Consider the following 25773-nt stretch of genomic DNA (forward strand, 5'->3'; position numbering starts at 1 on the left):
GGTGTGGTTTTGAGCGGATCTCGCGTGGGGATAAATGACGAGCCGGGTATCGGCTCGTCACGGTTAACTATCAGGCAGGAATAAACCGGTATTCCGTCACGCTGGCGTATTCTTCGCCCGGTCGCAGGAAGCAGTCTGGCTGCGGCCATTCCGGATGATTTGGGCTGTCAGGCAGAAACTCACTTTCCAGCGCCAGTCCTTGCCAGTCTTCGTAGGCGTCAGGCCCACGGGATGGTGTGCCGCCGAGGAAGTTACCGGAATAGAACTGCAATGCCGGGGCAGAGGTGTAGACCTCCATTTGCAGTTTTTCATCCTGGGACCAGACCATGGCGACCGGTTTGCGGGCATCGCCTTGCGTCTGTAACAAGAAAGCGTGATCGTAACCTTTCACCTTGCGCTGATCGTCATCGGTCAGAAACTCGCTGTCGATGCGTTTAGGTGCACGGAAATCGAACGAGGTGCCCGCCACGGGTTTCAGTCCGTCATGCGGGATACCCATTTCATCAACCGGCAGGTACGTATCGGCCAGAATCTGCAGCTTGTGCGGGCGGACATCCGTTTTGTCGCCGTCGAGGTTGAAATAAACGTGATTCGTCAGATTCACCGGACAGGGCTTATCCACTGTCGCACGGTAGGTAATCGAAATACGGTTATCATCGGTCAGGCGATATTGCGCGGTGGCGCAGAGGTGACCCGGAAAGCCCTGATCGCCATCGTCAGACGTTAAGGCGAACAGCACCTGACGGTCATTCTGATTGACTATCTGCCAGCGACGTTTGTCGAAACCGTCCGGCCCGCCGTGCAGCTGGTTGTCGCCCTGGCTTGGTATTAATTCAACGGTTTCGCCGGCAAAAGTATAGCGGCTGTTGGCGATACGGTTAGCGTAGCGGCCAATCGAGGCCCCCAAAAATGCGGCCTGTTGTGGGTATTGTTCCGGGCTGGCGCAACCGAGTAATGCTTCGCGCACGCTACCATCGCTGAGCGGAATACGGGCAGACAGCAGGGTTGCGCCCCAGTCCATCAGCGTGACCACCATCCCTGCGTCATTGCGCAGGGTGAGCAGGCGAAACGGCTGACCGTCCGGAGCCTGCACGGGGATTTCGTTTAACATTGTCCGGCTCCTTGTGAGGGTTTGCAGACGTAGAATGTTTCTTTGATACCGGTTTTTGCTTCGTACTGCCCGGCGACAGCCTGCTTCACGGCAGGCACCAAATCTTGTGGGATCAGCGCCACGATGCAGCCGCCGAAGCCGCCACCGGTCATGCGTACACCGCCTTTATCGCCGATGGTCGCTTTGACAATCTCTACCAGCGTATCAATTTGCGGCACGGTAATTTCAAAGTCATCGCGCATTGAGGCGTGAGATTCCGCCATCAGTTGGCCCATGCGTAGCAGATCGCCTTTTTCCAGCGCCTGTGCTGCTTCAACGGTACGCGCATTTTCCGTGATGACGTGGCGGACGCGTTTGGCGACAATCGGATCCAGCTCGTGGGCGACGGCGTTAAACTCTTCAAGGCTGACATCACGCAGCGCTGGCTGCTGGAAGAAACGCGCGCCGGTTTCACACTGTTCGCGACGGGTGTTGTACTCACTGCCAACCAGCGTACGTTTAAAGTTACTGTTGATGATCACCACCGCCACACCTTCCGGCATGGAAACGGCTTTGGTGCCCAGCGTACGGCAATCGATCAGCAGCGCATGATCTTTCTTGCCCAGCGCGGAGATGAGCTGGTCCATAATGCCGCAGTTACAGCCGACAAACTGGTTTTCCGCTTCCTGGCCGTTCAGGGCGATCTGCGCGCCGTCGAGCGGCAGGTGATAGAGCTGCTGGAACACGGTGCCCACAGCCACTTCCAGCGAGGCGGAAGAGCTTAGACCCGCGCCTTGCGGGACATTACCGCTGATCACCAGATCTGCGCCGCCAAAGGCATTACTGCGTTTTTGTAGATGCTTCACCACGCCACGCACGTAGTTCGACCATTGCTGGCTATCGTGGGCGATAATCGGCGCATCGAGTGAGAACTCATCAATCTGATTGTCGTAATCAGCGGCGATCACGCGAACTTTTCTATCATCGCGCGGCGCACAACTGATGACGGTTTGATAGTCGATGGCGCAGGGCAGAACGAAGCCGTCGTTATAATCGGTGTGTTCGCCTATCAGGTTTACGCGACCCGGAGCCTGAATAGTATGGGTGGCAGGGTAGCCAAACGTTTCTGCAAACAGAGATTGTGTTTTTTCTTTCAGACTCATTATTTAAACTCCGGATTCGCGAAAATGGATGTCGCTGACCGCACGCAGTCGCTCAGCCGCTTGCTCTGCCGTCAGGTCGCGCTGGGTTTCAGCCAGCATTTCGTAACCAACCATAAACTTACGTACGGTCGCGGAACGCAGCAGCGGCGGGTAAAAGTGTGCGTGCAACTGCCAGTGACCATTCTCTTCGCCGTTAAACGGCGCGCCGTGCCAGCCCATAGAGTAGGGGAAAGAGCACTGGAACAGGTTGTCATAACGACTGGTCAGTTTTTTCAACGCCAGCGCCAGGTCAGCACGCTGTTCGTCGGTCAAATCGGTAATACGCAGGACATGCGCTTTCGGCAGCAGCAGCGTTTCGAACGGCCATGCAGCCCAGTAAGGGACAACCGCCAGCCAGTGCTCGGTTTCTACGACCGTACGGCTGCCGTCCGCCAGTTCTCGCTGGACGTAATCAACGAGCATTGGCGTGCCCTGTTCAGTGAAGTACGCTTTCTGTAGGCGATCTTCACGTTCGGCTTCGTTGGGCAGGAAACTGTTGGCCCAAATTTGTCCGTGGGGGTGCGGGTTCGAGCAGCCCATCGCTGCGCCTTTATTTTCAAATACCTGCACCCAGGGATAGGTTTTGCCTAACTCTGCGGTTTGTTCCTGCCATGTCTGTACAATTTCTGTCAGCGCAGGGACGCTGAGCTCTGGCAGCGTTTTACTGTGATCGGGCGAGAAGCAGATCACGCGGCTGGTACCGCGTGCGCTCTGGCAACGCATCAACGGATCGTGACTGTCCGGCGCGTCCGGGGTATCAGACATGAGAGCCGCAAAGTCATTAGTGAAGACATAGGTCCCGGTGTAATCCGGGTTTTTGTCACCGGTAACGCGCGTATTGCCCGCGCACAGGAAGCAGTCCGGATCATGCGCGGGCAGTACCTGCTTAGACGGAGTTTCCTGCGCCCCTTGCCATGGGCGTTTGGCGCGATGCGGTGAAACGAGGATCCACTGCCCGGTGAGCGGGTTAAAACGGCGATGTGGATGATCGACAGGATTGAATTGCGTCATGATTGGTCCTTAATCCGAATATCCCTGTGGATGGCGTGATTGCCAGTGCCAGGTATCTTGTGCCATTTCATCCAGTGTACGCGTCACGCGCCAGTTAAGTTCGCGGTCTGCTTTGCTGGCATCGGCCCAGTAGGCAGGCAGATCGCCGTCGCGGCGCGGAGCAAAATGGTAGTTCACTGGCTTACCGCAGGCTTTGCTGAAGGCGTTGACCACATCCAGTACACTACTACCAACGCCAGCGCCAAGGTTGTAAATATGTACCCCTTGTTTGCCCGCCAGTTTTTCCATTGCGACAACGTGACCGTCGGCAAGATCCATCACGTGGATGTAATCGCGAACGCCGGTACCGTCTTCGGTCGGGTAGTCATTACCAAATATGGCCAGAGACTCACGGCGGCCCACGGCAACCTGCGCGATGTAAGGCATCAGATTGTTAGGGATGCCTTGCGGGTCTTCGCCCATGTCTCCTGACGGATGTGCGCCAACCGGATTGAAATAGCGTAACAACGCGATGCTCCACTCAGGTTGTGCTTTTTGCAGATCGGTCAGGATCTGTTCCACCATCAGCTTACTTTTGCCGTACGGACTTTGTGGTGTACCGGTCGGGAAGCTTTCAACGTAAGGAATTTGCGGCTGATCGCCATAGACTGTGGCGGAGGAGCTGAATATGAAGTTTTTCACGTTGGCGGCGCGCATCGCATTGACCAGACGCAGAGTGCCGTTGACGTTGTTGTCATAGTACTCCAGCGGTTTAGCAACGGATTCGCCGACGGCCTTCAGACCGGCAAAGTGGATGACCGTATCGATGGCATGATCGTGCAGGATTTCGGTGATCAGCGCTTCGTTACGGATATCACCTTCGACGAAGGTCGGATGTTTTCCACCTAAACGCTCAATAACGGGCAGTACGCTGCGCTTACTGTTGCAAAGGTTATCAAGGATCACGACGTCGTGGCCATTCTTAAGCAACTGCACACAAGTGTGGCTTCCAATGTAACCGCTACCACCTGTAACCAATACTCTCATAATTCGCTCCGTTATGCCTATATCATGTAATGAAGATAGCATAACAAAGTTGTGAAAAGTGTGACATGGAATAAATTAGTGGAATCGTTTACACACTAACATTTTCACATATTGGTAGTGGTTATTTTATTTTAAATCATTACGTTAGGTTGTTATCTCAGCGTTTGTCTGAAAAAAAAGCAGAAAAAAGGGCGTGTTCAAACGCCCAGGCATGAAAATTAACGCAGTGATGTTTGTTGATAGGTGTAGATATCGCCTTCGGGCACAAACTCCAGTCGGTGGGTAATGCAGGCGGGTGCATCTTCAGCATGGTGGGAAACAAACAGCAGTTGGGTTTCACCTTCACCGATCAGAACATCAACGAAGCGGCGGATCAACTGGCGGTTTAGCGGGTCCAGGCCTTGCAAGGGTTCATCAAGGATCAATAGCGTAGGGTGTTTAACCAGCGCGCGCACAATCAGCGCCAGCCGCTGTTGTCCCCAGGAAAGGCTGTGGAAAGGGGCGTCTGCAGTGCGTTTATCCATTCCCAGAATATCCAGCCACTGTTGTACCAGCTTGTGTTGTCTGTCTGATACGGCCTGATAAATACCGATGGAATCGAAGTAGCCTGAGAGAATGACGTTACGCACCGTAGTGCTTACCCGGTAATCCAGATGCAGGCTGCTGCTGACGTAACCGATGTGTTTTTTGATATCCCAGATAGTTTCACCGCTACCCCGACGACGGCCAAACAGCGTCAAATCATTACTATAGCCCTGCGGATGATCGCCGGTGATTAAACTGAGCAGCGTTGATTTTCCCGCACCGTTTGGACCGACAATCTGCCAGTGTTCCCCTGGGTTTACCCGCCAGCTCAGATGATGAAGAATCGGGCGATCATTATAGGAAACGACCCCGTCGTTGAGCATAATCCGCGGTTCGTTCTCAGACAATATGCGACGTACGGAAGGCTCATCCGGTTCGGGCAGGGTAATACCATCAAGTCGTTCACTATGGGCAAGTTGGGCGATTAACGCTTGTTGCAGAAGACCCGTTTTTTCACCAGTTTCTGTCAATGTGCAATCGGCCAGCACGCCGGCAAACTGCACGAACTCGGGAATTTCATCGAAGCGGTTTAACACCAGCACTAACGTAAAACCGGCCTGATGTAACGCTGCGAGCAGCTCTGCCAACTGGCAACGTGAAGCCACATCCAGTCCGTCAAACGGTTCATCAAGGATCAGCAAATCGGGTTCAGACATCAGTGCCTGACAGAGCAGAGTTTTCCGCGTTTCGCCGGTGGAAAGGTATTTGAAACGTCTGCTGAGCAGTGAGGTAATACCAAACTGCTGTGCCAGGGCGGCACAGCGAGCAGGATCGCTGACCTCATCCTGAATAATTTCCGCAGTAGTACGCCCGGTATCGTCTTCGCCTGGGCTCAGAAGATCGGTGTTGTTACGCTGCCATTCGTCGCTGACCAGCTTTTGTAGTTGCTCAAAGGAGAGACGGGTTATACGCGTGAACTGGCTGTGGCGTTCGCCTTTTAGTAACGGTAATTCTCCGGCGAGCGCACGCGCCAGTGCGGATTTTCCGCTGCCGTTAGACCCCACAAACGCCCAGCTATCACCCGCGTTTAACGTCAACGAATTCAACTGAAGCGTTTTGGTATCACTCAGACGAAACGTGCCTTGCGAAATTTGCAACGATGACATTTTGTATCCCATTATCTGCAGCGATTAATAACAGGGATACGTGTTCTTCAGGCCGATGTCAATCACTCAGCACAGCGTTGCGATAATCACTCTGTCTGCGTTGAAATAGGCCGTGACATTCGCGCCTTCGTGCAGCGTCGCGGTATTTTCTGTCGGAATGGTCGCACACAGCGTCTGACCGTCTGGTAGCGTCATCAATACCTCGCACTGTTCCGAGCCGCGTTCGATATGGCTGATCGTGCCCTGCAGCTGGTTATCGGCGGCCTGAGCGATAGCGTCATCCTGGGTAATTCCGACCCACGGCGCTTTCAACAGGATCAAGACTTCTTTGCCTTCATCAAGCCCCAGACGTTCACCGCTCTGCGCGGTAATCGCGACTTTCAGCCGGGTTGCGCCATCAGCCAGCAGGACGTCAACATGCTGCTGAACCTGGTCGTGGTCGCGCGCGGTTATTGTGCCAAACCACTGGTTACGAGCGCTGGTTTGCAGTGAAAAACGAGAGATGGCCGCCAGCAGACTATTAAGTGGAACCGCATCGTCATCGCTGAGGACATCGAAGGCTTTTTGCTGAATTTGCGCCAGCAGGTCGTACAACTGAATCAGGCGCTGGCCGTAGCGGGTTAACACTGCACCGCCGCCGCCTTTGCCTCCGGTGGCGCGCTCTACCAGCGTCTGCTCACTAAGCTGGTTCATTTCGTTAATCGCGTCCCAGGCGCTTTTATAACTGATACCTGCATCCTTCGCGCCCTGACTGATGGAGCCGGAAAGCGCAATGTGCTTAAGCAGAGAAATGCGGCGGGGATCGGCAAACAGTTTTTGCTGAAGTTTCAGTGTAAGTAGGATTTCGGCCTGCATAACAAGCTCCTGGCAAAAAAGGGTATTGTGACGGAAAACCGCGCCTGAGCAAAGCCGACCGCACAAAAGGGGAGTGCTTTTCTGTGTTATGTGGTTAGAATACAACTAAGGACTATATCTGGAGTTGACCATGTTAGAGTTATTGAAAAGTCTGGTATTCGCCGTAATCATGGTACCTGTGGTAATGGCCATCATTCTGGGACTGATTTACGGACTGGGTGAAGTGTTCAACATTTTTTCCGGTATCGGTCAGAAAGACCAATCCAGACAGAACCATTGATTCCCCGAACGCCCGCTTAGCCGGGCGTTTTTTATTGCTCATTATCCAACTGCGTTAGTTCCTCAAGATCCTGCTTTCCCTGCCGATATTTTCTTTGTGTAACCTCTAATTGGTAGTAATAACCGCTGGGAAAATCCTGATTTACTCGTTATATTTGCGCCTACATAACGAAACTCAAAGGAGTTACAGATGGCACGTACATGGTTACGCTTGTTTGCAGGGGCAACACTTTCTCTTTCTGTTGCCGGACATGCACTGGCGGATGAAGGTAAAATCACAGTGTTTGCAGCGGCGTCGTTAACGAACGCGATGCAGGATATTGCCGCAGAATATAAAAAAGAGAAGAACGTTGATGTCGTTTCTTCTTTTGCTTCTTCTTCCACGCTGGCGCGCCAGATTGAAGCAGGCGCACCGGCCGATCTGTTTATTTCTGCCGATCAAAAGTGGATGGATTACGCGGTAGACAAAAAGTCTATCGATACCGCAACGCGCAAAACGCTGCTCGGTAACAGCCTGGTCGTTGTCGCGCCGAAAGCCAGCGCACAGAAAGACTTCACTATCGACAGCAAAACCAACTGGACCAGTTTGTTGAACGGTGGACGTCTGGCCGTTGGCGATCCGGAGCATGTTCCGGCGGGCATTTATGCCAAAGAGGCGCTGCAAAAACTGGGAGCATGGGATACCCTGGCACCGAAACTGGCTCCGGCTGAAGATGTTCGTGGCGCATTGGCGCTGGTTGAACGCAACGAAGCCCCGCTGGGCATTGTCTATGGTTCTGATGCCGTCGCCAGCAAAGGCGTAAAAGTTGTGGCGACCTTCCCGGAAGACTCACATAAAAAAGTGGAATACCCTATCGCGGTTGTTGATGGCCACTCCAACGCAACGGTCAGCGCGTTCTATGATTACCTGAAAGGACCGCAGGCTTCTGAAATCTTCAAACGTTATGGATTTACGACCAAGTAATGATACTGACCGATCCTGAATGGCAGGCCGTCTTACTGAGCCTGAAAGTTTCTTCCCTGGCCGTGTTGTTTAGCCTGCCGTTTGGGATCTTCTTTGCCTGGCTACTGGTACGCTGTAAGTTCCCGGGCAAAGCGTTGCTCGACAGCGTACTGCACTTGCCGCTGGTACTGCCACCGGTTGTGGTGGGGTACCTGTTGCTGGTGGCTATGGGGCGGCGCGGATTCATTGGCGAATGGCTGTATGACTGGTTTGGCATCACCTTTGCCTTTAGCTGGCGCGGTGCGGTACTGGCCGCGGCGGTGATGTCTTTTCCTCTTATGGTGCGGGCTATTCGTCTGGCGCTGGAAGGTGTTGACGTCAAGCTGGAGCAGGCGGCCCGCACGCTGGGAGCCGGGCGTTGGCGCGTATTCATGACCATTACCTTACCGCTGATGCTGCCCGGTATTATTGTCGGTACGGTGCTGGCGTTCGCGCGTTCACTCGGGGAATTCGGCGCAACCATTACTTTTGTTTCTAATATCCCAGGCGAAACGCGCACCATTCCTTCGGCGATGTACACCCTCATCCAGACGCCTGGTGGCGAAAGCGCGGCGGCAAGGTTATGCATTATTTCTATCGTGCTGGCGCTGATTTCGCTGCTCATTTCTGAGTGGCTGGCGCGAATTAGCCGTGAGCGGACGGGGCGATAATCATGCTGGAACTTAATTTCTCCCAGACGCTGGGAACCCACTGCCTGACGCTCAACGAAACGCTGCCAGCCAGCGGTATTACCGCTATTTTTGGTGTCTCTGGCGCGGGCAAAACGTCGCTGATTAATGCTATCAGTGGTCTGACCCAACCACAGTCCGGGCGCATTGTGCTCAACGGTCGGGTACTGAATGACGTTGAAAACGGTATCTGCCTGACGCCTGAAAAACGCCGGGTGGGCTATGTTTTTCAGGATGCGCGTCTGTTCCCGCATTATAAAGTACGCGGCAATCTGCGTTACGGTATGGCGAAAAGCATGGCCGGACAGTTTGATAAGCTGGTGGCGTTGTTGGGTATTGAGCCTTTGCTCGACCGTCTACCCGGCGGCCTTTCTGGTGGTGAAAAACAACGTGTCGCCATCGGTCGGGCGCTGCTTACCGCGCCGGAGTTGTTGTTGCTTGATGAGCCGCTCGCCTCGCTGGACATTCCGCGTAAGCGCGAACTGCTGCCTTACCTGCAACGCCTGGCGCGTGAAATTAATATTCCGATGCTGTATGTCAGTCACTCGCTCGATGAAATTTTGCACCTGGCGGACAAAGTGATGGTGCTGGAAAACGGGCAGGTGAAAGCGTTTGGTTCGCTGGAGGACGTCTGGGGCAGCAGCGTGATGCACCCCTGGCTGCCGAAGGAACAGCAAAGCAGCATTCTGAAAGTCAGCGTACTGGAACATCATCCACACTATGCGATGACCGCGCTGGCGCTCGGCGATCAGCATCTGTGGGTCAATAAGCTGGATCAACCACTGCAAACCGCGCTGCGTATTCGTATTCAGGCATCAGATGTTTCACTGGTGCTCCAACCGCCGCAGCAGACCAGTATTCGTAACGTGCTGCGGGCGAAAGTCGCGCAGTGCTATGACGATAACGGTCAGGTGGAAGTACAGCTTGAGGTCGGCGGGAAAACGCTGTGGGCGAGAATTAGCCCATGGGCCAGGGATGAACTGGGTATCAAGCCTGGCCTGTGGCTGTATGCGCAAATTAAGAGCGTGTCGATTACTGCCTGATTACAACAGGTGGGAATAGATAAATTTCGCGATGCTGTCGGTGGTGTTGTCACCAATCACGATGTTGGCGCGGGCTTTGACTGCATCATCGGCATTGCCCATCGCCACGCCGGTACCTGCGGCTTCCAGCATACTGATATCGTTGAAGTTATCGCCAAAAGCGATCACGTTTTCCATTGATCCGCCCTGGGCTTCAATCCACTGGGCAAGGCGTCGTCCTTTGCTGTTGCCTTTACGGGCCACGTCAACCTGATCGTGCCAGGACCACTCACACTCCAGCCCCAGTTGCTGTTCAACATGTTTACCAAACTGCTGCAGCTTTGGAATATCTTCGTCAGTCAGGGCAAATTTCCACACGGCGTTGACGTCATGCGCCGCCTGCGCCAGTGAAGGTACCTGGGTGAAGGTCGGGCGCTGTTCCGGCGGCAGGGTTTGCGCCCAGTTAGCGGTACGCACCACATGCCCGGTTGGGCGCTCATACAGCATGGCTTCATCCACATACATCAGCCCGTGGATCTGATGTTCATTCAGCATATCGATCAGTTGCAACGCCTGGTTAACCGGGAGGGGATCGGATTCCAGCACCTTTTTCGCCTGATAATCATACAAGTAGGTACCGTTGCAGCAAATTGCAGGTGTATCCAGCGCCAGTGCCTGATAAAAAGGATGAATAGCAACGTGATGGCGACCCGTGACAATGATAAGTTGGTAGCCTGCTTCTCTGGCGCGCGAGAGCGCTTCGAGAGAGGAGGGCAGCAAGGTTTTCTTCGGGGTCAACAGGGTACCGTCTAAATCCAGGGCAATCACGCGTGCGGTCATAGGTTTTTCCAGATTAAGGTTGAGAATTTTGTCTGCTGGAATGGTACACCGAGACGGGAGCCGGACAAAATTCTGAGCCTTAATTAAGCATTCACCGTTAAAAGCGTCTACCTTAGGCGTGTGTCAGGCAATTGCAGCCACCTGCCAAAAGCAAAGGAGTTTTCATGAAGCAAACCGTTTATACCGCCAGCCCTGAGAGTCAGCAAATTCACGTCTGGAGCCTGAATCAAGAGGGGTCTCTGACGCTGACGCAGGTGGTTGATGTGCCGGGTCAGGTACAGCCGATGGTCGTCAGCCCGGATAAGCGCTACCTCTATGTTGGCGTGCGCCCGGAGTTTCGCGTGCTGGCTTACCGTATTGCGCCTGATGACGGTGCGCTGACTTTCGCGGCAGAGTCTGCGCTGCCGGGGAGCCCGACGCATATTTCTACCGATCATCAGGGGCGTTTTGTGTTTGTTGGCTCTTATAACGCGGGCAGCGTGAGCGTTACCCGTCTGGATGATGGTCTGCCGGTAGAGCTGGTTGACGTGGTTGAAGGTCTGGACGGTTGCCACTCGGCCAACATCTCACCAGATAACCGTACCCTATGGGTTCCGGCGTTGAAACAGGATCGTATCTGCCTGTTCACCGTCAGCGATGATGGTCATCTGGTCGCGCAGGAGCCGGCGGAAGTGACTACCGTTGAAGGCGCAGGCCCGCGCCATATGGCATTCCATCCGAATCAGCAATATGCCTACTGCGTGAATGAGTTGAACAGCTCCGTTGACGTCTGGGAACTGAAAGATCCGTACGGCAAGATTGAGTGCGTACAGACGCTGGATATGATGCCTGCTGATTTCTCTGATACCCGCTGGGCGGCAGATATCCATATTACGCCAGATGGTCGTCATCTGTATGCCTGTGACCGTACCGCCAGCCTGATTACGGTGTTTAGCGTCTCAGAAGATGGGAGTGTGCTGACGAAAGAAGGCTTCCAGCCGACCGAAACCCAGCCGCGCGGTTTTAATATCGACCACAGTGGGAAATACCTGATCGCCGCCGGGCAAAAATCGCACCATATCGCGGTGTATGAGATTGCAGGCGAACAAGGCCTGTTGACGGAGAAAGGTCGCTACGCGGTAGGGCAAGGTCCGATGTGGGTGGTGATTAACGCGTACTAACAACAGCGACGCCCGTTAGCGGGCGTCGCTATCTGTAAGATTGATTGCGAATGCTTTTGCTGTTTCTGTCTGTTTGTTCCTCTTCTATAGTCAGTTGTACTCGCGTTTTTGTTGATGATTTAGGTTTCTTCCTTTTTTCTGCATTAAACATCACTGAATTTTTGCGTAAAAACTTTTCCGGAACATGGAGCGTTTTTTGAAATTTTCCATTCAAAACATATGAGATTCTACAGAATGAAAAGAATAGATGATGCATATATGCTTGCTGTCATTTATTCAAAATAGTGATAGTTAAATGGATTATATTCTGGAGGAATAATATGAGTACAACTGATGTATTGAATACCGGCAGCCAATGGAGCACTGTACCTGAAGTACAAAACTCAATTCCGAAACGATTATACAGAAACAACACGGTAGACAACTTTAGGGATAAAATTAAATCTGTATCTAATCCATCAGACCAAAAACTTTCCAGAGCTGAAACATGTCACGCCGTTCGACGTATCACTGATTGTCGAACGAAAAGTGATACGACGGTCACTATTGAGGTGCCTCTAAAAGCGCAGGTTAGTGTCATGGGGACCTTGACCCTTAACTCTGGCAGCGGTGATGGCAAGGGGACCCTTAACTTACATGTGCCTGCTAAACATGTTGGTAACCCTCTGGTCCACTATTCATTGGTCGAGAAGGATGGGGGGACTACATTTGCCAGAACGTTAGACAGAAAAGAAAGAATGACACTCATTGCTGATAGTGCCACCGATAGTAAAGGAAATAAATTAATCAGTGCTAAAGGAATTCAATATAACGGTAAGAACATTTCATGGGGTAATATAATTGCCTGGCAGGAACCTGAGGCGGAATATAGCACTTTTGACAAATCAAACAATATTGCGAATTTAAAGTTATTTATCCGTGAGAAGAACCAGAATATCATTCTTAACGAAAAAAATGAACTTCCTCTCGGTGTATTATATGGAAAGGAATCGTTACAGACTTACTTCCCCACATTTCTGGATACATCAAAATCTTTTCAAGAGAATAAAATCAGTGAATGTATAAACTCTCTTATTCATGAATTTGGTAGTGGTGTTCCTGCCAGGGTTATAGGTATAGGAACAGATGCTGATGTTAAAGAGTCTTTTGGAAAGGATAAGCTGTATCATTTGCAGAATAATATCAATTCAATGTTCCGTAACTCTAATGGTAAAAATTGGGAATCGCTAGAACAAAGTAAACGCCATGCAGATTCTCAGGCTCTAACGCGATTTATCAGTAAAAAAAACTACACTAAAGGGATGGATGCACTGTGTGCGGACTGGTCTGCAAAATCCATGGAAGGCTGGACAGAAAAAGATAAACTCCGTTGTGCCGTTATTGAGAATTTGGTTAAAGAAGGGCATCTCAAGTTTATATCTAAAGCTGATGCGGCGAAATATCTTCCGACGATTTATAATGGTGAGAAATTCAAGCTGTATATTAATACTGTTTACGCTAATTCTGACTATCGAACAGTTCTGGGTAACATGGTGAACAGTAATGATTTTAGCGGAATACAAGATGTTAAGACGGTCTCTTCGAGAGTGAGAGCGGAAAATATCAAGAGTGCTATTTCCAGCCTGGAGGAGTTGGCATCGATAAACCCTAAAAAAATTAAGCGTGAACTGAAACGAAAGGAAAAGGATTTACTCAATCATCTGGAACATAATGGTTTCTCGGATGATGATGCCAAAACGTCAGAATACGGACAAGAGATAGGTAAACTAGCCAGACAGTTGAATCTGTTAAAAAATAAAACGTATCGTAAAGAAATTATCTCGCTTAAAATAGAATTGAAAAATATCACCGGAGCAGAACCCGGTAGTATGGCGAGTATGGTTGCGGTGTGTCTTAAAAACAATAATGTAGAAAATGAGTTTTCACAGAAAGGTATTAATACGCTCAGGGAATTGAGAGATAGCAAGATATCTGGGCTTCACGAGCTTAAAAACAAGTATGAGCGAGAAAGTTCAAGGCAGCAAATCGCATGGTTGGACAACCATATTGAGACCTTGACAGTTAAGGAAGCTGCAAAAACCTCTTCGGTAGTGAAGTCCTATTACAATCAATTATCTCTGAAAGATAAAGTCCTTTTTTTACAGCAAGAATCCACTGTTGCATGGGATAAGTATGCCTCGTATTCAGGTAAAGAACATACATCGGCCAACAGGGAATTGGCCAGGAAATATCATCATCTGGCAATCACCAGAGAAAGCCAGTTAAAGTATTTGCTTTCTTCAATAGAAAAAATGGTCGATATAAAAGGCGCTGATTTTACATTTTCATCACATGCGCTTAGAGAGATCCGCTCGCTTAATGACGATAAATTAACATCTGTAAACGGAACGGCGGTAAGCCATAATCAGAATAAAGAATCTAAAGAACAATGTCTCGCAACTGAGAAACAGGCAAAAAGAATTAATGAGTTTCTAAAATGGGCTAGTGATTTACCGCAAAATGCAAAAACTAACGCTACAGTAGGGCAACTCAGTCAGCCTGAAGTGAGTGAGCATGTTGTTGATACGCAGGCAACAGAAGCTGCAGTGAGTCAATCCAGTGAGTCTGTAGTGGAAGGCTCGATTATTGATCTGTTGGCAACCGATGCAGTAGTAGGTCAAACCAGTGAGCAGGTTGAGAAAGATTTGTTTATCGATATGTTGTCAAGCGAAGAGGAAATGGGGCGGGCTAGTGAATCTGAAGTGGAAGACAAGTCGATCGATACGCAGGCAACTGAAGCTGCAGTGAGTCAATCCAGTGAGTCTATAGAAGATAAGCCGATTGTTGGGTTACATTCCGGTAATAAAACCCTTGCATCAAATGTATCGACTGTTCCAGAGGGGCCGAATACTCCTGAGTTTAAAATCACCTTTAATAATAAAGTATATACGTTAAAAAATGTAAATGCTCTTGAGGAAATGGCCAGGAAAACCTCTGACAGAGCTGAAAGAAAACAGTTGCTTGAAGAAATTAAAGAGCAAAAGTCAATTTTTGAAAAAATAAATATCCCATTCAAAGATGTTGAGTTTACTGAAAACGGTATGACCGTCACAGAATTGCAGAAGCAAAAGAATTTGCTTGTACAGATTAAATATTTTTATGATTCAAATGGTAAGTATAATGAAGATGCGACAGAATATACACCAATATCAGGATCGGGGCATCTTAAAATACCAGGGGTGAAGGGTAAAATTGATACCATTCCAGGTTGTACTTATAAAAGAAATTTTGTTTTAACAAATTTACCTGAGGTTTTTCCAGATGGATATAGTAAAAAGGATATTATCGCTGTAAAAAAAATGATCCCTGAAAATAAAAAATATGAAATTATCAGGACAATGAATGAATCAGAAAAAAAAGATTTTTTTGCTGCCGTTAAAACCAAGGAAGAAAATTATGTTGCTGATGTAAGGTTTTTTGTTCGTGAGTTCAATGATTATTTTCAGCAATCTGATGTTGTATTAAGCATTGATACTAAAAATCCCAAGGCTGAGTTGGATCAAAAGTACGGCAAGCAGTACATTCAACAAATTACAGAACTCGTATCAAGTCGGAATAAAAAATTACAAGAGAAATCCATCGAAATAAGAAAATTAAAATCCTTTTCACGTACTAATCCTGAATTTTATGACAGTGAGATGCGAAAAATCAATGCACAGATGGCAATGATTAAAAGAGAGCGTGATGATCTGATTGAGAACGTTCTTTTAGAAAAAGGATTACAATTAAAAGATGGAAAGTATGATGCTTTTGCTAGTGCAATGCTTCCAGGTGTTATGCGGTCGTTGCCACCGTGTTATCTAGTGAATGATACCACGGTGGGTATTAATTTCATTAAAGGTCGTCATAATATTGGTATTGATAAGGATGACGAACCTACTTATATTTCTTTGTTTTTTGATACTCCATTTGAGATCCCTGTAGACTCTATTTTTTTACAAGCTAGTAATCCGGAGGATAAACCTACTGACGTTAAAGGTGTAATGAAAAAATCTAGTTTATTTAATGACACTCAGTTGCAGATCCCCTCTGAGTGTTTAATAAAGAAATTTGAAAGTATAAGGAATGGCAATGGCACAATGCATTATCAAAAAGATGATGTCGTTATCAGTAGTGACAATAAAGAGTCTATGGACAATATTTTTGAACAGCTAGAGTTATCGGGCTTTAGTACTAAGATATTGACATCAGGAAAAAGACTATTTCCGTCTGGAAATTTTGCTTTTGACCAATGTCATCCAGATACTAAAAAATCATTAGATAACGGAGGTTACTATTATTTTAATGATATGAGATATAATAGCTTAAAAGTCCATGAAGGAAAAGTTGGCGCCACTATGCCAGGTGATAAGTCAGTTTTATTAGAAAACGCTTTGAAATCAGCGTCGTCACCAGTAAACGAAAACGTGGCGCAGGCGTTACCGCTGCCATCCCAGGAGCCATCTCAATTATTGCAAGAAAATAATGCAATAAAGAAAACGGTGAGTGGCCGGGAAATCCGCCGTCTGCAGGAGTCCCCCCGTTCGCTTATCAGCAACAGCAATGAAGCTTCTATTAAAAAAAATGAACAAGTAGTAGGAAGTAGCCAGAATACCGACAACATTAAACGCCATGATGAATCCGGGATATCCACGGATGATGTAAACTCGAGTGTGATGGAACTTATCGGGGAGAAATATCGTGTAGACAATAGTGCATCTGAAGTGCCGCAAACTGTCAAAATTTCTAATCCTGAAGTTGCGTTAACTAAAAAAGAAATTTTTTTGAAGAAAGAAATTCTCAATGAAATTGATTTTAATAAGTTCCATTCACAAATTGATGGCGAAATAGCTGTTTTAGCTCTTTACTCATATTTGGAAAGTGAAGGTATTCGTCTCCATGTTTTGAACGGTGGGCATGGTAATGGAGGACTTCTTGGTCGTGTTGACCTTGACTGGAAATTAGTATATAGAGGATTAAAGATAGAGACGGAGTTGGAAACTAACAAGGATATTTTCGTATTTTTAGAAGATGGACATTATGATGGCTTTAGCCCATCATCAATGAAATCTGTTCAGGTAAACGGTGATGGTAACTGTCTTTTTCATTCTGCGGCGGCGATGTTAAATCGAATTGCAATGAATGATGATGCTGCAATGAAGGGTGACGATCTCAATGCCATGACAAAAGTACATCTGGAAGACAATTTCGATAGGTTTGTTACGGCATTTTTTAATGCTCATGATGAAGTTGGAATTAAACAGATGCAGAATGGAGACCTTAAAACGCATTCTGAAAAACTGTTCAGTCTTGTGAAAGAATATAAAGAATCCAGAACAAAAACAAAAGAAACTGTCGATGTACAGCCCGCAGATGATTTACCTCAAAGCAAGGCTTCAGAACGCGGACTCAGCAGAAAAGAACTCAACCGCCTTTACAGCAACCGGGCAGTGTTGGTGCAATAAGTAGATAGGCATGTTCAGGGATGGCAGTAAGCCATCCCTTTTCGCTGTTACTGCTTCGGTTCTGCGACCACTTTGCTACCAATACCGCGGTTGTTGTATTCCCACATGCGGTTGAAGTTGGTGTCGTTCAGGTTGCGCTGAATTTCACCTTTGTCATCTTCCGTACCGGTGTTCCCGGCAAACGGGCGTTTTGCGATAACGCTGTCAGCCCAGGGTTTCGCCATGTTAAAGCCTTCGTTAATCACGCTGTCGCGGATAACCACCTGACCGTTAGTGTTCGAATCGACATCCAGCGAGCGACCCAACTGCGCGACGCCATCGCCTGCTGCAGTAAAGCGGCTATTAGTGGCGAGGAAACCGTAGTAGATGTTGGACAGGGTTGCCGGTGCAAACACGTACGCTTCCTGCTGGGTGCGGGAGTTCACTACGCGGAAATCGGTGTTATCGAACACCACCGCGCCGCGACCAGAAACAATATCCACATCGCCTTCAATGTAGCTGTTGGTTACCAGAGTACGCGGTTGACGATCGTTTTCCAGACGGTTTTGTACGCCGCTGTTGGTCACGAAGAAGGTGTTCTGACGTCCCAGAATGTTAACCTTGTCGATCTGCACTTTATCGCCATCGGTACGCAGCGCAACGGCCGGGTGATTACCCGCATCAACGCTGTCACCGAGGTTATTTTCGATGGTCAGGTTCTGCAATTGCAGGCCGTTATTCTGCGACCAGACGACAGCAGAACACATCACGCCGATGTTGGTTCCGCGCTTGTTCTGGCAATTATCATACATATACCACGCAGGTTTACCCGGCATATATTTACCGCCTGGGTTCACCGTACGACGCCAGTCCGCGGTGCTCATTTCGCCATCAATAGCCTGGCCAATTTTCACATCCAGCGGTTTTTCGCCCATACCGTACAGCGTCAGGCTTCCCGTTGCTGCCGGGATGTAGACCGTGCCCTGATACTCACCTGGCATAATCGCGATGTACTGACGTTTGTTGGTACGTTTAATGATTGCCGCATCAACCGCGGCCTGAATGCTGGTATGCGTCACGCCCTGGGTGCCTGCCGGGCCAACGACGAAGTCAGGCTGCGCGGGCAAAGTAATAGAAGAGGGGCCCCACGGCGCAGTGTTTGGCGTCAGTGCGGAAAAATAGTGCGCAGCGACGAAATTTTTCGCTTCATTGGCCGACAGAATCGGGCGCATAGACGTTCCTGGCGCGGTCTGATCGGAAGGAATTTGATCGGGCGGTGTAGAGCTACAGGCAGTCAGCGTCACGCCAAAAGCCATAGCCAGCGCCAGACGGGAAACTGATGAAATGTTCACAGGTTGCTCCGGGCTTTGAAAGTTATCCATTGAAGCCTGCTTTTTTATACTAAGTTGAGCGAAACGGGAAGGTGAAAAGGTAAAAAGTTGTTTTTTATAGCAACAATCTCGGGTGTAGAGAGTCCTTATATCACAATTAGATAACAATTTTGGTCCTTCAGGTTGACAACATCCACAGGATGCAAAATAAATGTCTATACAACCTATGACAAGTGGTGAGTCGAATGCAGCAATTTTTCCCTGATGATGCTATCTGGCGTAATGTCCGCCTGGCGACCATGGATCCTGAACGTGATACCCCGTATGGGCTGGTGGATGGTCATGCGCTGATCGTCCGCCAGGGCAAGATTCGCGATATCGTCCCGGAATCATCGTTATATCTCACACATGACAATACTTTTGATATGCAGGGCAGGCTGATTACGCCTGGCCTGATTGATTGCCATACGCATCTTGTCTTTGGCGGAAACCGCGCAGGTGAATGGGAGCAGCGGCTAAATGGTGTCTCCTACCAGCAGATAAGCGCTCAGGGTGGGGGGATTAATGCCACCGTGTCGGCGACGCGCAGCGCCTCCGATGAACAACTCTTACAGGTAGCCCATCAGCGGATGGAACAGCTGATCAAAGAAGGTGTTACGCTGCTGGAAATAAAATCCGGCTACGGTCTGGATTTGCCGACAGAAGAGAAAATTTTACGCGTCGTGGCTGCGCTGGCGGCAGAAAATACCGTCGAAATAAGCCCAACGCTGTTAGCTGCACATGCCACACCGGCGCAGTATCGCGATGATCCCGATAGCTACATTACGCTGGTTTGCGAGACTATTTTGCCGCAGTTGTGGGAACAGGGTTTATTTGAAACCGTTGACCTGTTCTGTGAAACCGTGGGCTTTACGCTGGCGCAGAGCGAACGCGTCTTTCAGGCCGCGCAGGCGTTGGGTATCCCGGTTAAAGGTCATGTCGAACAACTGTCATTACTGGGCGGGGCGCAGTTGGTAAGCCGCTATCACGGCTTATCCGCCGATCACATTGAATATCTGGATGAAGCGGGCGTGGCGGCGATGAGCCAAAGCGGTACGGTCGGTGTGCTATTGCCCGGCGCTTTTTATTTCCTCAAAGAGAAACAGCATCCGCCAGTCGAGTTATTACGTCAGTATCAGGTTCCGATGGCGGTGGCGACCGACTACAACCCCGGCACCAGCCCGTTTATTAGCCTGCACTGGGCGATGAATATGGCCTGTGTACAGTTTGGCTTAACGCCGGAAGAGGCATGGGCGGGGGTAACCCGTCATGCTGCCCGCGCGCTGGGGCGTCATGCCACTCACGGTCAACTGAAAGCGGGGTTTGTGGCCGACTTTGTGGTGTGGGATGCCGAACTCCCGGTCGAAATTCTCTATGAACCTGGTCGCAACCCAATCTATCAGCGTGTATTTAAAGGGCAACCATTATGACCAACTGGCAACCCGCTTCTCCTGCGCTGTGGCAGGGACGTGATGACCGGGCCGAATCGCCGACTGCGCTGCGTCTGTTTCAGACTATCATGCTGAGCCCGGCGTTTTCCCCGGAAATGCACGCTGAGCAGATAGCACTGCTCGGGTTTGCCTGCGACGAAGGCGTTAAACGTAATCAGGGACGCACGGGAGCCGCCGGAGCGCCGGACGCGCTGCGTAAAGCACTGGCCAATTTAGCCAGTCACGCGGGTCATCAACGGTTGGTCGATTTGGGAAACATTGTGGCCCAGGCTCCCGACCTTGAAGGTGCTCAGCAGGCGCTGCGTACAGCGGTGCAGCGTTGCCTGCAGGCGGAGATGCGCACCTTCGTGTTGGGCGGGGGACATGAAACGGCATTTGCGCATGGTGCAGGGGTGTTGGATGCCTTCCCGCAGGCAAAAGTGGGGATTGTTAACCTCGATGCGCACCTGGACCTACGCTACGCCGAACAACCCACTTCCGGTACGCCGTTTCGTCAACTGGCGCACCTCTGTGAGCAACAGCAGCGTGAATTTCATTACGCCTGCGTTGGCGTCAGTCGGGCAGCGAATACCCAGGCGCTGTGGGATGAGGCCCAGCGGCTCGGTGTGACCGTAGTGGAGGATCTGCATTGTGATACGGCGCAGGCGCAGCTGGCGCAATTTGTTGCAAACATGGATGTCATCTATCTGACAATCGACCTCGACGTGCTGCCGGTGTGGGAAATGCCCGCCGTATCCGCGCCTGCCGCGTTGGGTGTCCCGCTGGCGACGTTGTTGGGGCTGATTGAACCTCTTTGTCGCAGCGGTAAACTCCAGGCGGTAGATATGGTTGAGTTTAACCCGCGTTTTGATGATGATGGCAGGGCTGCGCGGGTTGCGGCGCGATTAGGCTGGCAAATCGCCCACTGGTGGCACTGACATACCTGATGGCGTTGCGCTTATCAGGTTCGGGTAATGCCTGTAAACTGTACCCACTCACATTTTCAGCTTAAGGAAGGCTCACGCATGCTCCCATCCCGTTCTGCTCCGGCTCCTTTTTACGAAAAGGTCAAACAGGAGATCAGCGAAAAAATTGCCAGCGGTATCTGGCAACCTCACGATCGCATTCCGTCTGAGGCAGAGCTGGTGGCGCAGTATGGTTTCAGCCGCATGACCATCAACCGGGCGCTGCGTGAGTTAACGGATGAAGGTTTACTGGTGCGTTTGCAGGGCGTGGGGACGTTTGTCGCCGAGCCAAAAGGCCAGTCCGCGCTGTTTGAAATTCGCAGCATCGCGGATGAAATCAACGCCCGTCAGCATCAGCACCGGTGCGAAGTGCTGACGCTGGAAAGAACCCGGGCAAACGCGCAGCAGGCTTTGGTATTAAACGTCAAAGAAGGCACCTCTATTTTTCACTCTGTCATGGTGCACTACGAGAACGATCTGCCAGTACAGATTGAAGATCGCTGCGTGAATGCCGAAATTGTGCCGGAGTATCTGGCGCAGGATTACAGCCAGACTACGCCACACGCTTACCTGTCGCTGATAGCCCCTTTAACGGAAGGTGAGCATATTGTTGAAGCGGTACGTGCCAGCGCTGAAGAGTGCGCGCTGCTGAATATCAAAGAACACGATCCCTGCCTGCTGATCCGCCGCAAGACCTGGTCTGCGTCTTCTATTGTCTCTCATGCCCGTTTGCTGTTCCCGGGTTCCCGCTATCGCCTGCAAGGGCGGTTTATGTCCTGATACAGGACATGAAAACCGTGATTGCTGACGCAATATAATAAAAATGTATCTTAATTGTTAAAATCATCCTTGCGGTGACTTGTATAGACAAGTATATGTTACTTATCTATCCGACGTTCGCGAGGAGTTTTCTGTCATGTCCCATAGCAAATATCGTCAGCAGGATATTCGTGCCCCACGCGGCACCACCTTAACGGCCAAAAGCTGGCTGACTGAAGCGCCGCTGCGCATGTTAATGAATAATCTGGATCCCGATGTGGCGGAAAATCCGCATGAGCTGGTGGTGTACGGTGGGATTGGCCGGGCCGCGCGGGACTGGGAGTGCTATGACGCCATCATCAACGCGCTGACCAAACTGGAGACCGATGAGACGCTGCTGGTCCAGTCCGGAAAACCGGTAGGCGTATTTAAAACTCACGACAACGCACCGCGCGTGCTGATTGCCAACTCCAACCTGGTGCCACATTGGGCTACCTGGGAACACTTTAATGAACTGGATGCCAAAGGGCTGGCGATGTACGGCCAGATGACCGCCGGGAGCTGGATCTACATCGGCAGTCAGGGCATCGTACAGGGCACTTATGAAACCTTCGTTGAGGCCGGGCGTCAGCATTATCAGGGTAACCTGAGCGGACGCTGGGTTCTGACCGCCGGGCTGGGCGGCATGGGTGGTGCGCAACCCCTCGCTGCAACGCTTGCGGGTGCGTGTTCGCTGAATATTGAATGCCAGCAGAGCCGGATCGATTTCCGTCTGCGTACCCGTTACGTGGACGAGCAGGCCACCTCACTGGACGATGCGCTGGCGCGAATCGATAAGTACACTCGCGAGGGTAAAGCGGTCTCCATTGCGCTATGCGCGAACGCTGCTGACGTTGTGCCGGAACTGGTTAAGCGCGGCGTGCGCCCGGACATGGTCACCGACCAGACCAGCGCCCACGATCCGCTGCACGGTTATCTGCCGTCCGGCTGGAGCTGGGATGAGTATCAGGCAAAAGCGGTGTCCGATCCGCAGGGCACGGTGCAGGCGGCGAAACGTTCAATGGCAACGCACGTTGAGGCGATGCTGGCGTTTAGCCAAATGGGCGTGCCGACGTTTGATTACGGCAATAACATTCGCCAGATGGCTAAAGAGATGGGCGTGGAAAACGCTTTTGATTTCCCCGGCTTCGTACCTGCTTACATTCGACCGTTGTTCTGTCGCGGCATTGGCCCGTTCCGTTGGGTGGCGCTTTCCGGCGATCCGCAGGATATTTATAAAACCGATGCCAAAGTGAAAGAGATCGTGGCTGACGATAAGCATCTGCACCACTGGCTGGATATGGCGCGTGAGCGGATTAATTTCCAGGGTTTACCGGCGCGTATCTGCTGGGTCGGGCTGGAATGGCGGCAAAAGCTGGGGCTGGCGTTTAACGAAATGGTACGTAGCGGCGAAGTGTCCGCGCCGATTGTTATTGGCCGTGACCATCTGGACTCTGGCTCCGTTGCCAGCCCGAACCGCGAAACCGAAGCGATGCGCGACGGTTCAGACGCCGTATCCGACTGGCCGCTGCTGAACGCGCTGCTTAATACCGCCAGCGGCGCGACCTGGGTGTCGTTGCATCACGGTGGTGGGGTCGGTATGGGCTTCTCTCAGCATGCCGGGATGGTGATTGTTTGCGATGGCACCGATGAAGCCGCGGCGCGTATCGCCCGGGTCTTACATAACGATCCGGCGACCGGGGTGATGCGTCACGCCGACGCCGGATATGACATTGCGGTGGAATGCGCCGTCGAAGAAGGGCTGAATTTGCCGATGATTGCTGCGACGCAGGAGAAACGCTGATATGAACACCATGACATTAACACCGGGTCATCTGAGCTTTGTGCAACTACGCGACATCTGGCAGCAGCCGGTCAAACTGAGCCTCGATGCTGCCGCGATTGATGCTATCAACGCCAGCGTCGCCTGCGTCAATAATATTGTCGCTGAAGGCCGTACGGCGTATGGCATTAATACCGGCTTTGGCCTGCTGGCCCAGACCCGTATCGCCACGGAAGATTTGCAAAATTTGCAGCGCTCGCTGGTGCTTTCCCATGCGGCAGGTGTCGGCGAGGCGCTGGACGACGCGATGGTGCGTCTGATTATGGTGCTGAAAATCAACAGCCTGGCGCGCGGTTTTTCCGGTATTCGCCTGAGCGTGATTGAAGCGCTGATTGCGCTGGTGAATGCCGAGGTGTATCCACTGATCCCGGCGAAAGGCTCAGTGGGGGCATCGGGTGACCTGGCGCCGCTGGCGCATATGTCTTTGACGCTGCTCGGAGAAGGGAAGGCGCGCTGGCAGGGGGAATGGCTCCCGGCGACCGAAGCGCTGAAAAAGGCCGGGCTGGAGCCGATTACGCTGGAGGCGAAAGAAGGGCTGGCGCTGCTCAACGGAACTCAGGCGTCCACCGCCTTTGCGCTGCGCGGATTAATTGAAGCTCAGGAGCTGTTCGCGTCTGCAACGGTGTGCGGGGCGCTGACCACCGAAGCCGTGCTGGGCTCTCGTCGTCCGTTTGATGCCCGTATTCATGCCGCACGAGGACAGCGTGGGCAGATTGATGCCGCGACGCTGTATCGTCACGTATTAACTGACACCAGCGCGCTTTCGCAGTCGCATCATAACTGTGAGAAAGTGCAGGATCCGTATTCTCTGCGCTGTCAGCCGCAGGTGATGGGGGCGTGTCTGACGCAAATGCGCCAGGTGATGGATGTTCTGCTGGTCGAAGCCAACGCGGTTTCCGACAACCCGCTGGTATTTGCCGAAGAGGGGGATGTCATTTCCGGCGGTAACTTCCATGCTGAACCGGTGGCGATGGCGGCAGATAATCTGGCGCTGGCGATTGCCGAAATCGGCTCGTTGTCGGAGCGACGTATTGCGCTGATGATGGATAAACACATGTCGCAACTGCCGCCGTTTTTGGTGAAAAACGGTGGGGTGAACTCCGGCTTTATGATTGCTCAAGTCACGGCTGCCGCGCTGGCGAGCGAGAACAAAGCGCTGGCGCATCCGCACAGCGTAGACAGTTTACCGACGTCCGCCAACCAGGAAGATCACGTATCTATGGCTCCGGCGGCGGGGCGCAGACTGTGGGAGATGGCAGCAAATACGCGCGGCGTGATTGCCGTAGAGTGGCTGGCGGCGTGTCAGGGGATTGACCTGCGTGAAGGGTTAACCTCAAGCCCGCTGCTGGAGCAGGCGCGCCAGGCTTTACGCGAGCAGGTTGCCCATTACACGCAGGATCGCTTTTTCGCCCCGGATATCGAGTGCGCGACCGAACTGTTAGCACAAGGAACGTTGCTGAAATTGCTGCCCGAATTTCTGTAGAAAATTGCCTGATGGCGACGCTGACGCGTCTTATCAGGCCTACGGTCTGCTTTGTAGGCCGGATGAGGCTAAGCCGACATCCGGCACAACAGAACTTAGCTAAATAATGCGGTAACAGAAGCGCTGGCGAGCGAGTGGAAATGGACGTTAAATCCAACCATCGCGCCGCTGGCGTCCTCATCGACATCAATACGCTCCACATCCAGTGCGTGAACCGTAAAGATATAGCGATGGGTTTCCCCTTTCGGCGGCGCAGCGCCACCATAACCGGCTTTACCAAAATCCGTACGGGTCTGAATCACGCCATCCGGCAACGCAACCAGCCCCGAGCCGTAACCTTGTGGTAAAACCCGGGTATCTGCAGGCAGATTTACCACCACCCAGTGCCACCAGCCGGAGCCGGTTGGCGCATCAGGATCGTAACAGGTCACGACAAAGCTTTTAGTCCCGGCGGGCACATCATCCCATGCCAGATGCGGGGAAATATTATCCCCGTCATATCCCATGCCGTTAAAGACGTGGCGATGAGGAAGCTTTTCGCCATCGCGCAGATCGTTACTGATTAGTTTCATGCT

The 25773-nt window shown here is 51.3% G+C and carries 20 protein-coding genes; 11 read left to right on the forward strand and 9 right to left on the reverse strand.

What is annotated here, in order from left to right:
• Positions 1 to 70 precede the first annotated feature (70 nt).
• The 6 genes from galM to modE all read right to left on the reverse strand — a co-directional run bounded on the left by galM (position 71) and on the right by modE (position 6875).
• Complete coding sequence (gene galM, locus OGY19_RS23755; RefSeq protein WP_115600754.1) at positions 71 to 1111, reverse strand: galactose-1-epimerase; 1041 nt, start codon at positions 1109 to 1111, stop codon at positions 71 to 73.
• On the reverse strand, positions 1105 to 2253 hold the full coding sequence (gene galK / locus OGY19_RS23760; RefSeq protein WP_115600753.1) for a galactokinase: 1149 nt from the start codon (positions 2251 to 2253) through the stop codon (positions 1105 to 1107). Before galK ends, galM begins: the two co-directional genes overlap by 7 nt.
• Positions 2254 to 2256: 3 nt before the next feature.
• The gene (gene galT, locus OGY19_RS23765) at positions 2257 to 3303 is read right to left on the reverse strand and encodes a galactose-1-phosphate uridylyltransferase (protein ID WP_048212231.1); all 1047 of its coding nucleotides are present in this window, start codon (positions 3301 to 3303) and stop codon (positions 2257 to 2259) included.
• 9 nt (positions 3304 to 3312) lie between these two features.
• Complete coding sequence (gene galE / locus OGY19_RS23770) at positions 3313 to 4329, reverse strand: UDP-glucose 4-epimerase GalE (protein ID WP_040232497.1); 1017 nt, start codon at positions 4327 to 4329, stop codon at positions 3313 to 3315.
• A 218-nt stretch (positions 4330 to 4547) separates the two neighbouring features.
• Positions 4548 to 6020 (reverse strand): molybdate ABC transporter ATP-binding protein ModF, encoded by a 1473-nt coding sequence (gene modF / locus OGY19_RS23775; protein ID WP_061067552.1) that lies wholly within the window; start codon positions 6018 to 6020, stop codon positions 4548 to 4550.
• Positions 6021 to 6086: 66 nt separating this feature from the next.
• Entirely contained in the window at positions 6087 to 6875 is a 789-nt protein-coding gene (gene modE / locus OGY19_RS23780) for a molybdenum-dependent transcriptional regulator (protein ID WP_061067553.1), read from the reverse strand.
• Between the two features lie 130 nt (positions 6876 to 7005).
• Here modE and OGY19_RS23785 point away from each other — a divergent pair, with 130 nt between their 5' ends.
• The 4 genes from OGY19_RS23785 to modC all read left to right on the forward strand — a co-directional run bounded on the left by OGY19_RS23785 (position 7006) and on the right by modC (position 9868).
• On the forward strand, positions 7006 to 7155 hold the full coding sequence (locus OGY19_RS23785; protein WP_003023026.1) for an AcrZ family multidrug efflux pump-associated protein: 150 nt from the start codon (positions 7006 to 7008) through the stop codon (positions 7153 to 7155).
• 189 nt (positions 7156 to 7344) lie between these two features.
• On the forward strand, positions 7345 to 8118 hold the full coding sequence (gene modA / locus OGY19_RS23790; RefSeq protein WP_048212228.1) for a molybdate ABC transporter substrate-binding protein: 774 nt from the start codon (positions 7345 to 7347) through the stop codon (positions 8116 to 8118).
• Positions 8118 to 8807 carry a molybdate ABC transporter permease subunit gene (modB, locus tag OGY19_RS23795; protein ID WP_005125418.1) on the forward strand — a complete coding sequence of 230 codons (690 nt, stop codon included), beginning with the start codon at positions 8118 to 8120 and terminating at the stop codon, positions 8805 to 8807. Before modA ends, modB begins: the two co-directional genes overlap by 1 nt.
• A 2-nt stretch (positions 8808 to 8809) precedes the next feature.
• Positions 8810 to 9868 carry a molybdenum ABC transporter ATP-binding protein ModC gene (gene modC / locus OGY19_RS23800; protein WP_040232493.1) on the forward strand — a complete coding sequence of 353 codons (1059 nt, stop codon included), beginning with the start codon at positions 8810 to 8812 and terminating at the stop codon, positions 9866 to 9868.
• On the opposite strand, the gene OGY19_RS23805 is transcribed toward modC, so the two are convergent.
• Positions 9869 to 10687, reverse strand: a complete 819-nt coding sequence (locus tag OGY19_RS23805; protein WP_061067554.1) for a pyridoxal phosphatase — start codon at positions 10685 to 10687, stop codon at positions 9869 to 9871. It lies immediately after the preceding gene.
• 164 nt (positions 10688 to 10851) lie between these two features.
• On the opposite strand from OGY19_RS23805, the gene pgl reads away from it, so the two are divergent.
• Together pgl and OGY19_RS23815 are read left to right on the forward strand one after the other, a co-directional pair.
• Positions 10852 to 11847: a 6-phosphogluconolactonase gene (pgl, locus tag OGY19_RS23810; protein ID WP_115600752.1), complete on the forward strand. Its 996-nt coding sequence runs from the start codon at positions 10852 to 10854 to the stop codon at positions 11845 to 11847.
• 578 nt (positions 11848 to 12425) lie between these two features.
• Positions 12426 to 17330: an OTU domain-containing protein gene (locus OGY19_RS23815; protein WP_502873223.1), complete on the forward strand. Its 4905-nt coding sequence runs from the start codon at positions 12426 to 12428 to the stop codon at positions 17328 to 17330.
• 47 nt (positions 17331 to 17377) lie between these two features.
• On the opposite strand, the gene OGY19_RS23820 is transcribed toward OGY19_RS23815, so the two are convergent.
• Entirely contained in the window at positions 17378 to 18661 is a 1284-nt protein-coding gene (locus tag OGY19_RS23820; protein ID WP_115602348.1) for a putative acyl-CoA thioester hydrolase, read from the reverse strand.
• A 224-nt stretch (positions 18662 to 18885) separates the two neighbouring features.
• On the opposite strand from OGY19_RS23820, the gene hutI reads away from it, so the two are divergent.
• The 5 genes from hutI to hutH all read left to right on the forward strand — a co-directional run bounded on the left by hutI (position 18886) and on the right by hutH (position 25198).
• Positions 18886 to 20109 (forward strand): imidazolonepropionase, encoded by a 1224-nt coding sequence (hutI, locus tag OGY19_RS23825; RefSeq protein WP_061067557.1) that lies wholly within the window; start codon positions 18886 to 18888, stop codon positions 20107 to 20109.
• Positions 20106 to 21047 carry a formimidoylglutamase gene (hutG, locus tag OGY19_RS23830; protein ID WP_115600751.1) on the forward strand — a complete coding sequence of 314 codons (942 nt, stop codon included), beginning with the start codon at positions 20106 to 20108 and terminating at the stop codon, positions 21045 to 21047. Before hutI ends, hutG begins: the two co-directional genes overlap by 4 nt.
• Before the next feature lie 87 nt (positions 21048 to 21134).
• A complete protein-coding gene (locus tag OGY19_RS23835; RefSeq protein WP_003023059.1) occupies positions 21135 to 21854 on the forward strand; it encodes a histidine utilization repressor in 720 nt (239 codons plus the stop codon).
• A gap of 136 nt (positions 21855 to 21990) precedes the next feature.
• Positions 21991 to 23676: a urocanate hydratase gene (gene hutU, locus OGY19_RS23840; protein ID WP_116361001.1), complete on the forward strand. Its 1686-nt coding sequence runs from the start codon at positions 21991 to 21993 to the stop codon at positions 23674 to 23676.
• 1 nt (position 23677) lies between these two features.
• Positions 23678 to 25198 (forward strand): histidine ammonia-lyase, encoded by a 1521-nt coding sequence (gene hutH / locus OGY19_RS23845; RefSeq protein ID WP_199985066.1) that lies wholly within the window; start codon positions 23678 to 23680, stop codon positions 25196 to 25198.
• 95 nt (positions 25199 to 25293) lie between these two features.
• Here the strand turns inward: hutH and OGY19_RS23850 are convergent, their stop codons facing one another.
• Positions 25294 to 25770, reverse strand: a complete 477-nt coding sequence (locus OGY19_RS23850; RefSeq protein WP_142879563.1) for a kinase inhibitor — start codon at positions 25768 to 25770, stop codon at positions 25294 to 25296.
• Positions 25771 to 25773: the final 3 nt, after the last annotated feature.

The sequence above is a fragment of the Citrobacter sp. Cy070 genome (assembly GCF_030332245.1).
In the GTDB taxonomy this organism is placed as follows: Bacteria; Pseudomonadota; Gammaproteobacteria; order Enterobacterales; family Enterobacteriaceae; genus Citrobacter; species Citrobacter youngae.

What these genes read in the sequence shown, in the direction of transcription:
- galM (WP_115600754.1), bottom strand. Translation starts at nt 1,111, where the DNA reads ATGTTAAACGAAATCCCCGTGCAGGCTCCGGACGGTCAGCCGTTTCGC.
- galK (WP_115600753.1), bottom strand. Translation starts at nt 2,253, where the DNA reads ATGAGTCTGAAAGAAAAAACACAATCTCTGTTTGCAGAAACGTTTGGC.
- galT (WP_048212231.1), bottom strand. Translation starts at nt 3,303, where the DNA reads ATGACGCAATTCAATCCTGTCGATCATCCACATCGCCGTTTTAACCCG.
- galE (WP_040232497.1), bottom strand. Translation starts at nt 4,329, where the DNA reads ATGAGAGTATTGGTTACAGGTGGTAGCGGTTACATTGGAAGCCACACT.
- modF (WP_061067552.1), bottom strand. Translation starts at nt 6,020, where the DNA reads ATGTCATCGTTGCAAATTTCGCAAGGCACGTTTCGTCTGAGTGATACC.
- modE (WP_061067553.1), bottom strand. Translation starts at nt 6,875, where the DNA reads ATGCAGGCCGAAATCCTACTTACACTGAAACTTCAGCAAAAACTGTTT.
- OGY19_RS23785 (WP_003023026.1), top strand. Translation starts at nt 7,006, where the DNA reads ATGTTAGAGTTATTGAAAAGTCTGGTATTCGCCGTAATCATGGTACCT.
- modA (WP_048212228.1), top strand. Translation starts at nt 7,345, where the DNA reads ATGGCACGTACATGGTTACGCTTGTTTGCAGGGGCAACACTTTCTCTT.
- modB (WP_005125418.1), top strand. Translation starts at nt 8,118, where the DNA reads ATGATACTGACCGATCCTGAATGGCAGGCCGTCTTACTGAGCCTGAAA.
- modC (WP_040232493.1), top strand. Translation starts at nt 8,810, where the DNA reads ATGCTGGAACTTAATTTCTCCCAGACGCTGGGAACCCACTGCCTGACG.
- OGY19_RS23805 (WP_061067554.1), bottom strand. Translation starts at nt 10,687, where the DNA reads ATGACCGCACGCGTGATTGCCCTGGATTTAGACGGTACCCTGTTGACC.
- pgl (WP_115600752.1), top strand. Translation starts at nt 10,852, where the DNA reads ATGAAGCAAACCGTTTATACCGCCAGCCCTGAGAGTCAGCAAATTCAC.
- OGY19_RS23815 (WP_502873223.1), top strand. Translation starts at nt 12,426, where the DNA reads ATGGGGACCTTGACCCTTAACTCTGGCAGCGGTGATGGCAAGGGGACC.
- hutI (WP_061067557.1), top strand. Translation starts at nt 18,886, where the DNA reads ATGCAGCAATTTTTCCCTGATGATGCTATCTGGCGTAATGTCCGCCTG.
- hutG (WP_115600751.1), top strand. Translation starts at nt 20,106, where the DNA reads ATGACCAACTGGCAACCCGCTTCTCCTGCGCTGTGGCAGGGACGTGAT.
- OGY19_RS23835 (WP_003023059.1), top strand. Translation starts at nt 21,135, where the DNA reads ATGCTCCCATCCCGTTCTGCTCCGGCTCCTTTTTACGAAAAGGTCAAA.
- hutU (WP_116361001.1), top strand. Translation starts at nt 21,991, where the DNA reads ATGTCCCATAGCAAATATCGTCAGCAGGATATTCGTGCCCCACGCGGC.
- hutH (WP_199985066.1), top strand. Translation starts at nt 23,678, where the DNA reads ATGAACACCATGACATTAACACCGGGTCATCTGAGCTTTGTGCAACTA.
- OGY19_RS23850 (WP_142879563.1), bottom strand. Translation starts at nt 25,770, where the DNA reads ATGAAACTAATCAGTAACGATCTGCGCGATGGCGAAAAGCTTCCTCAT.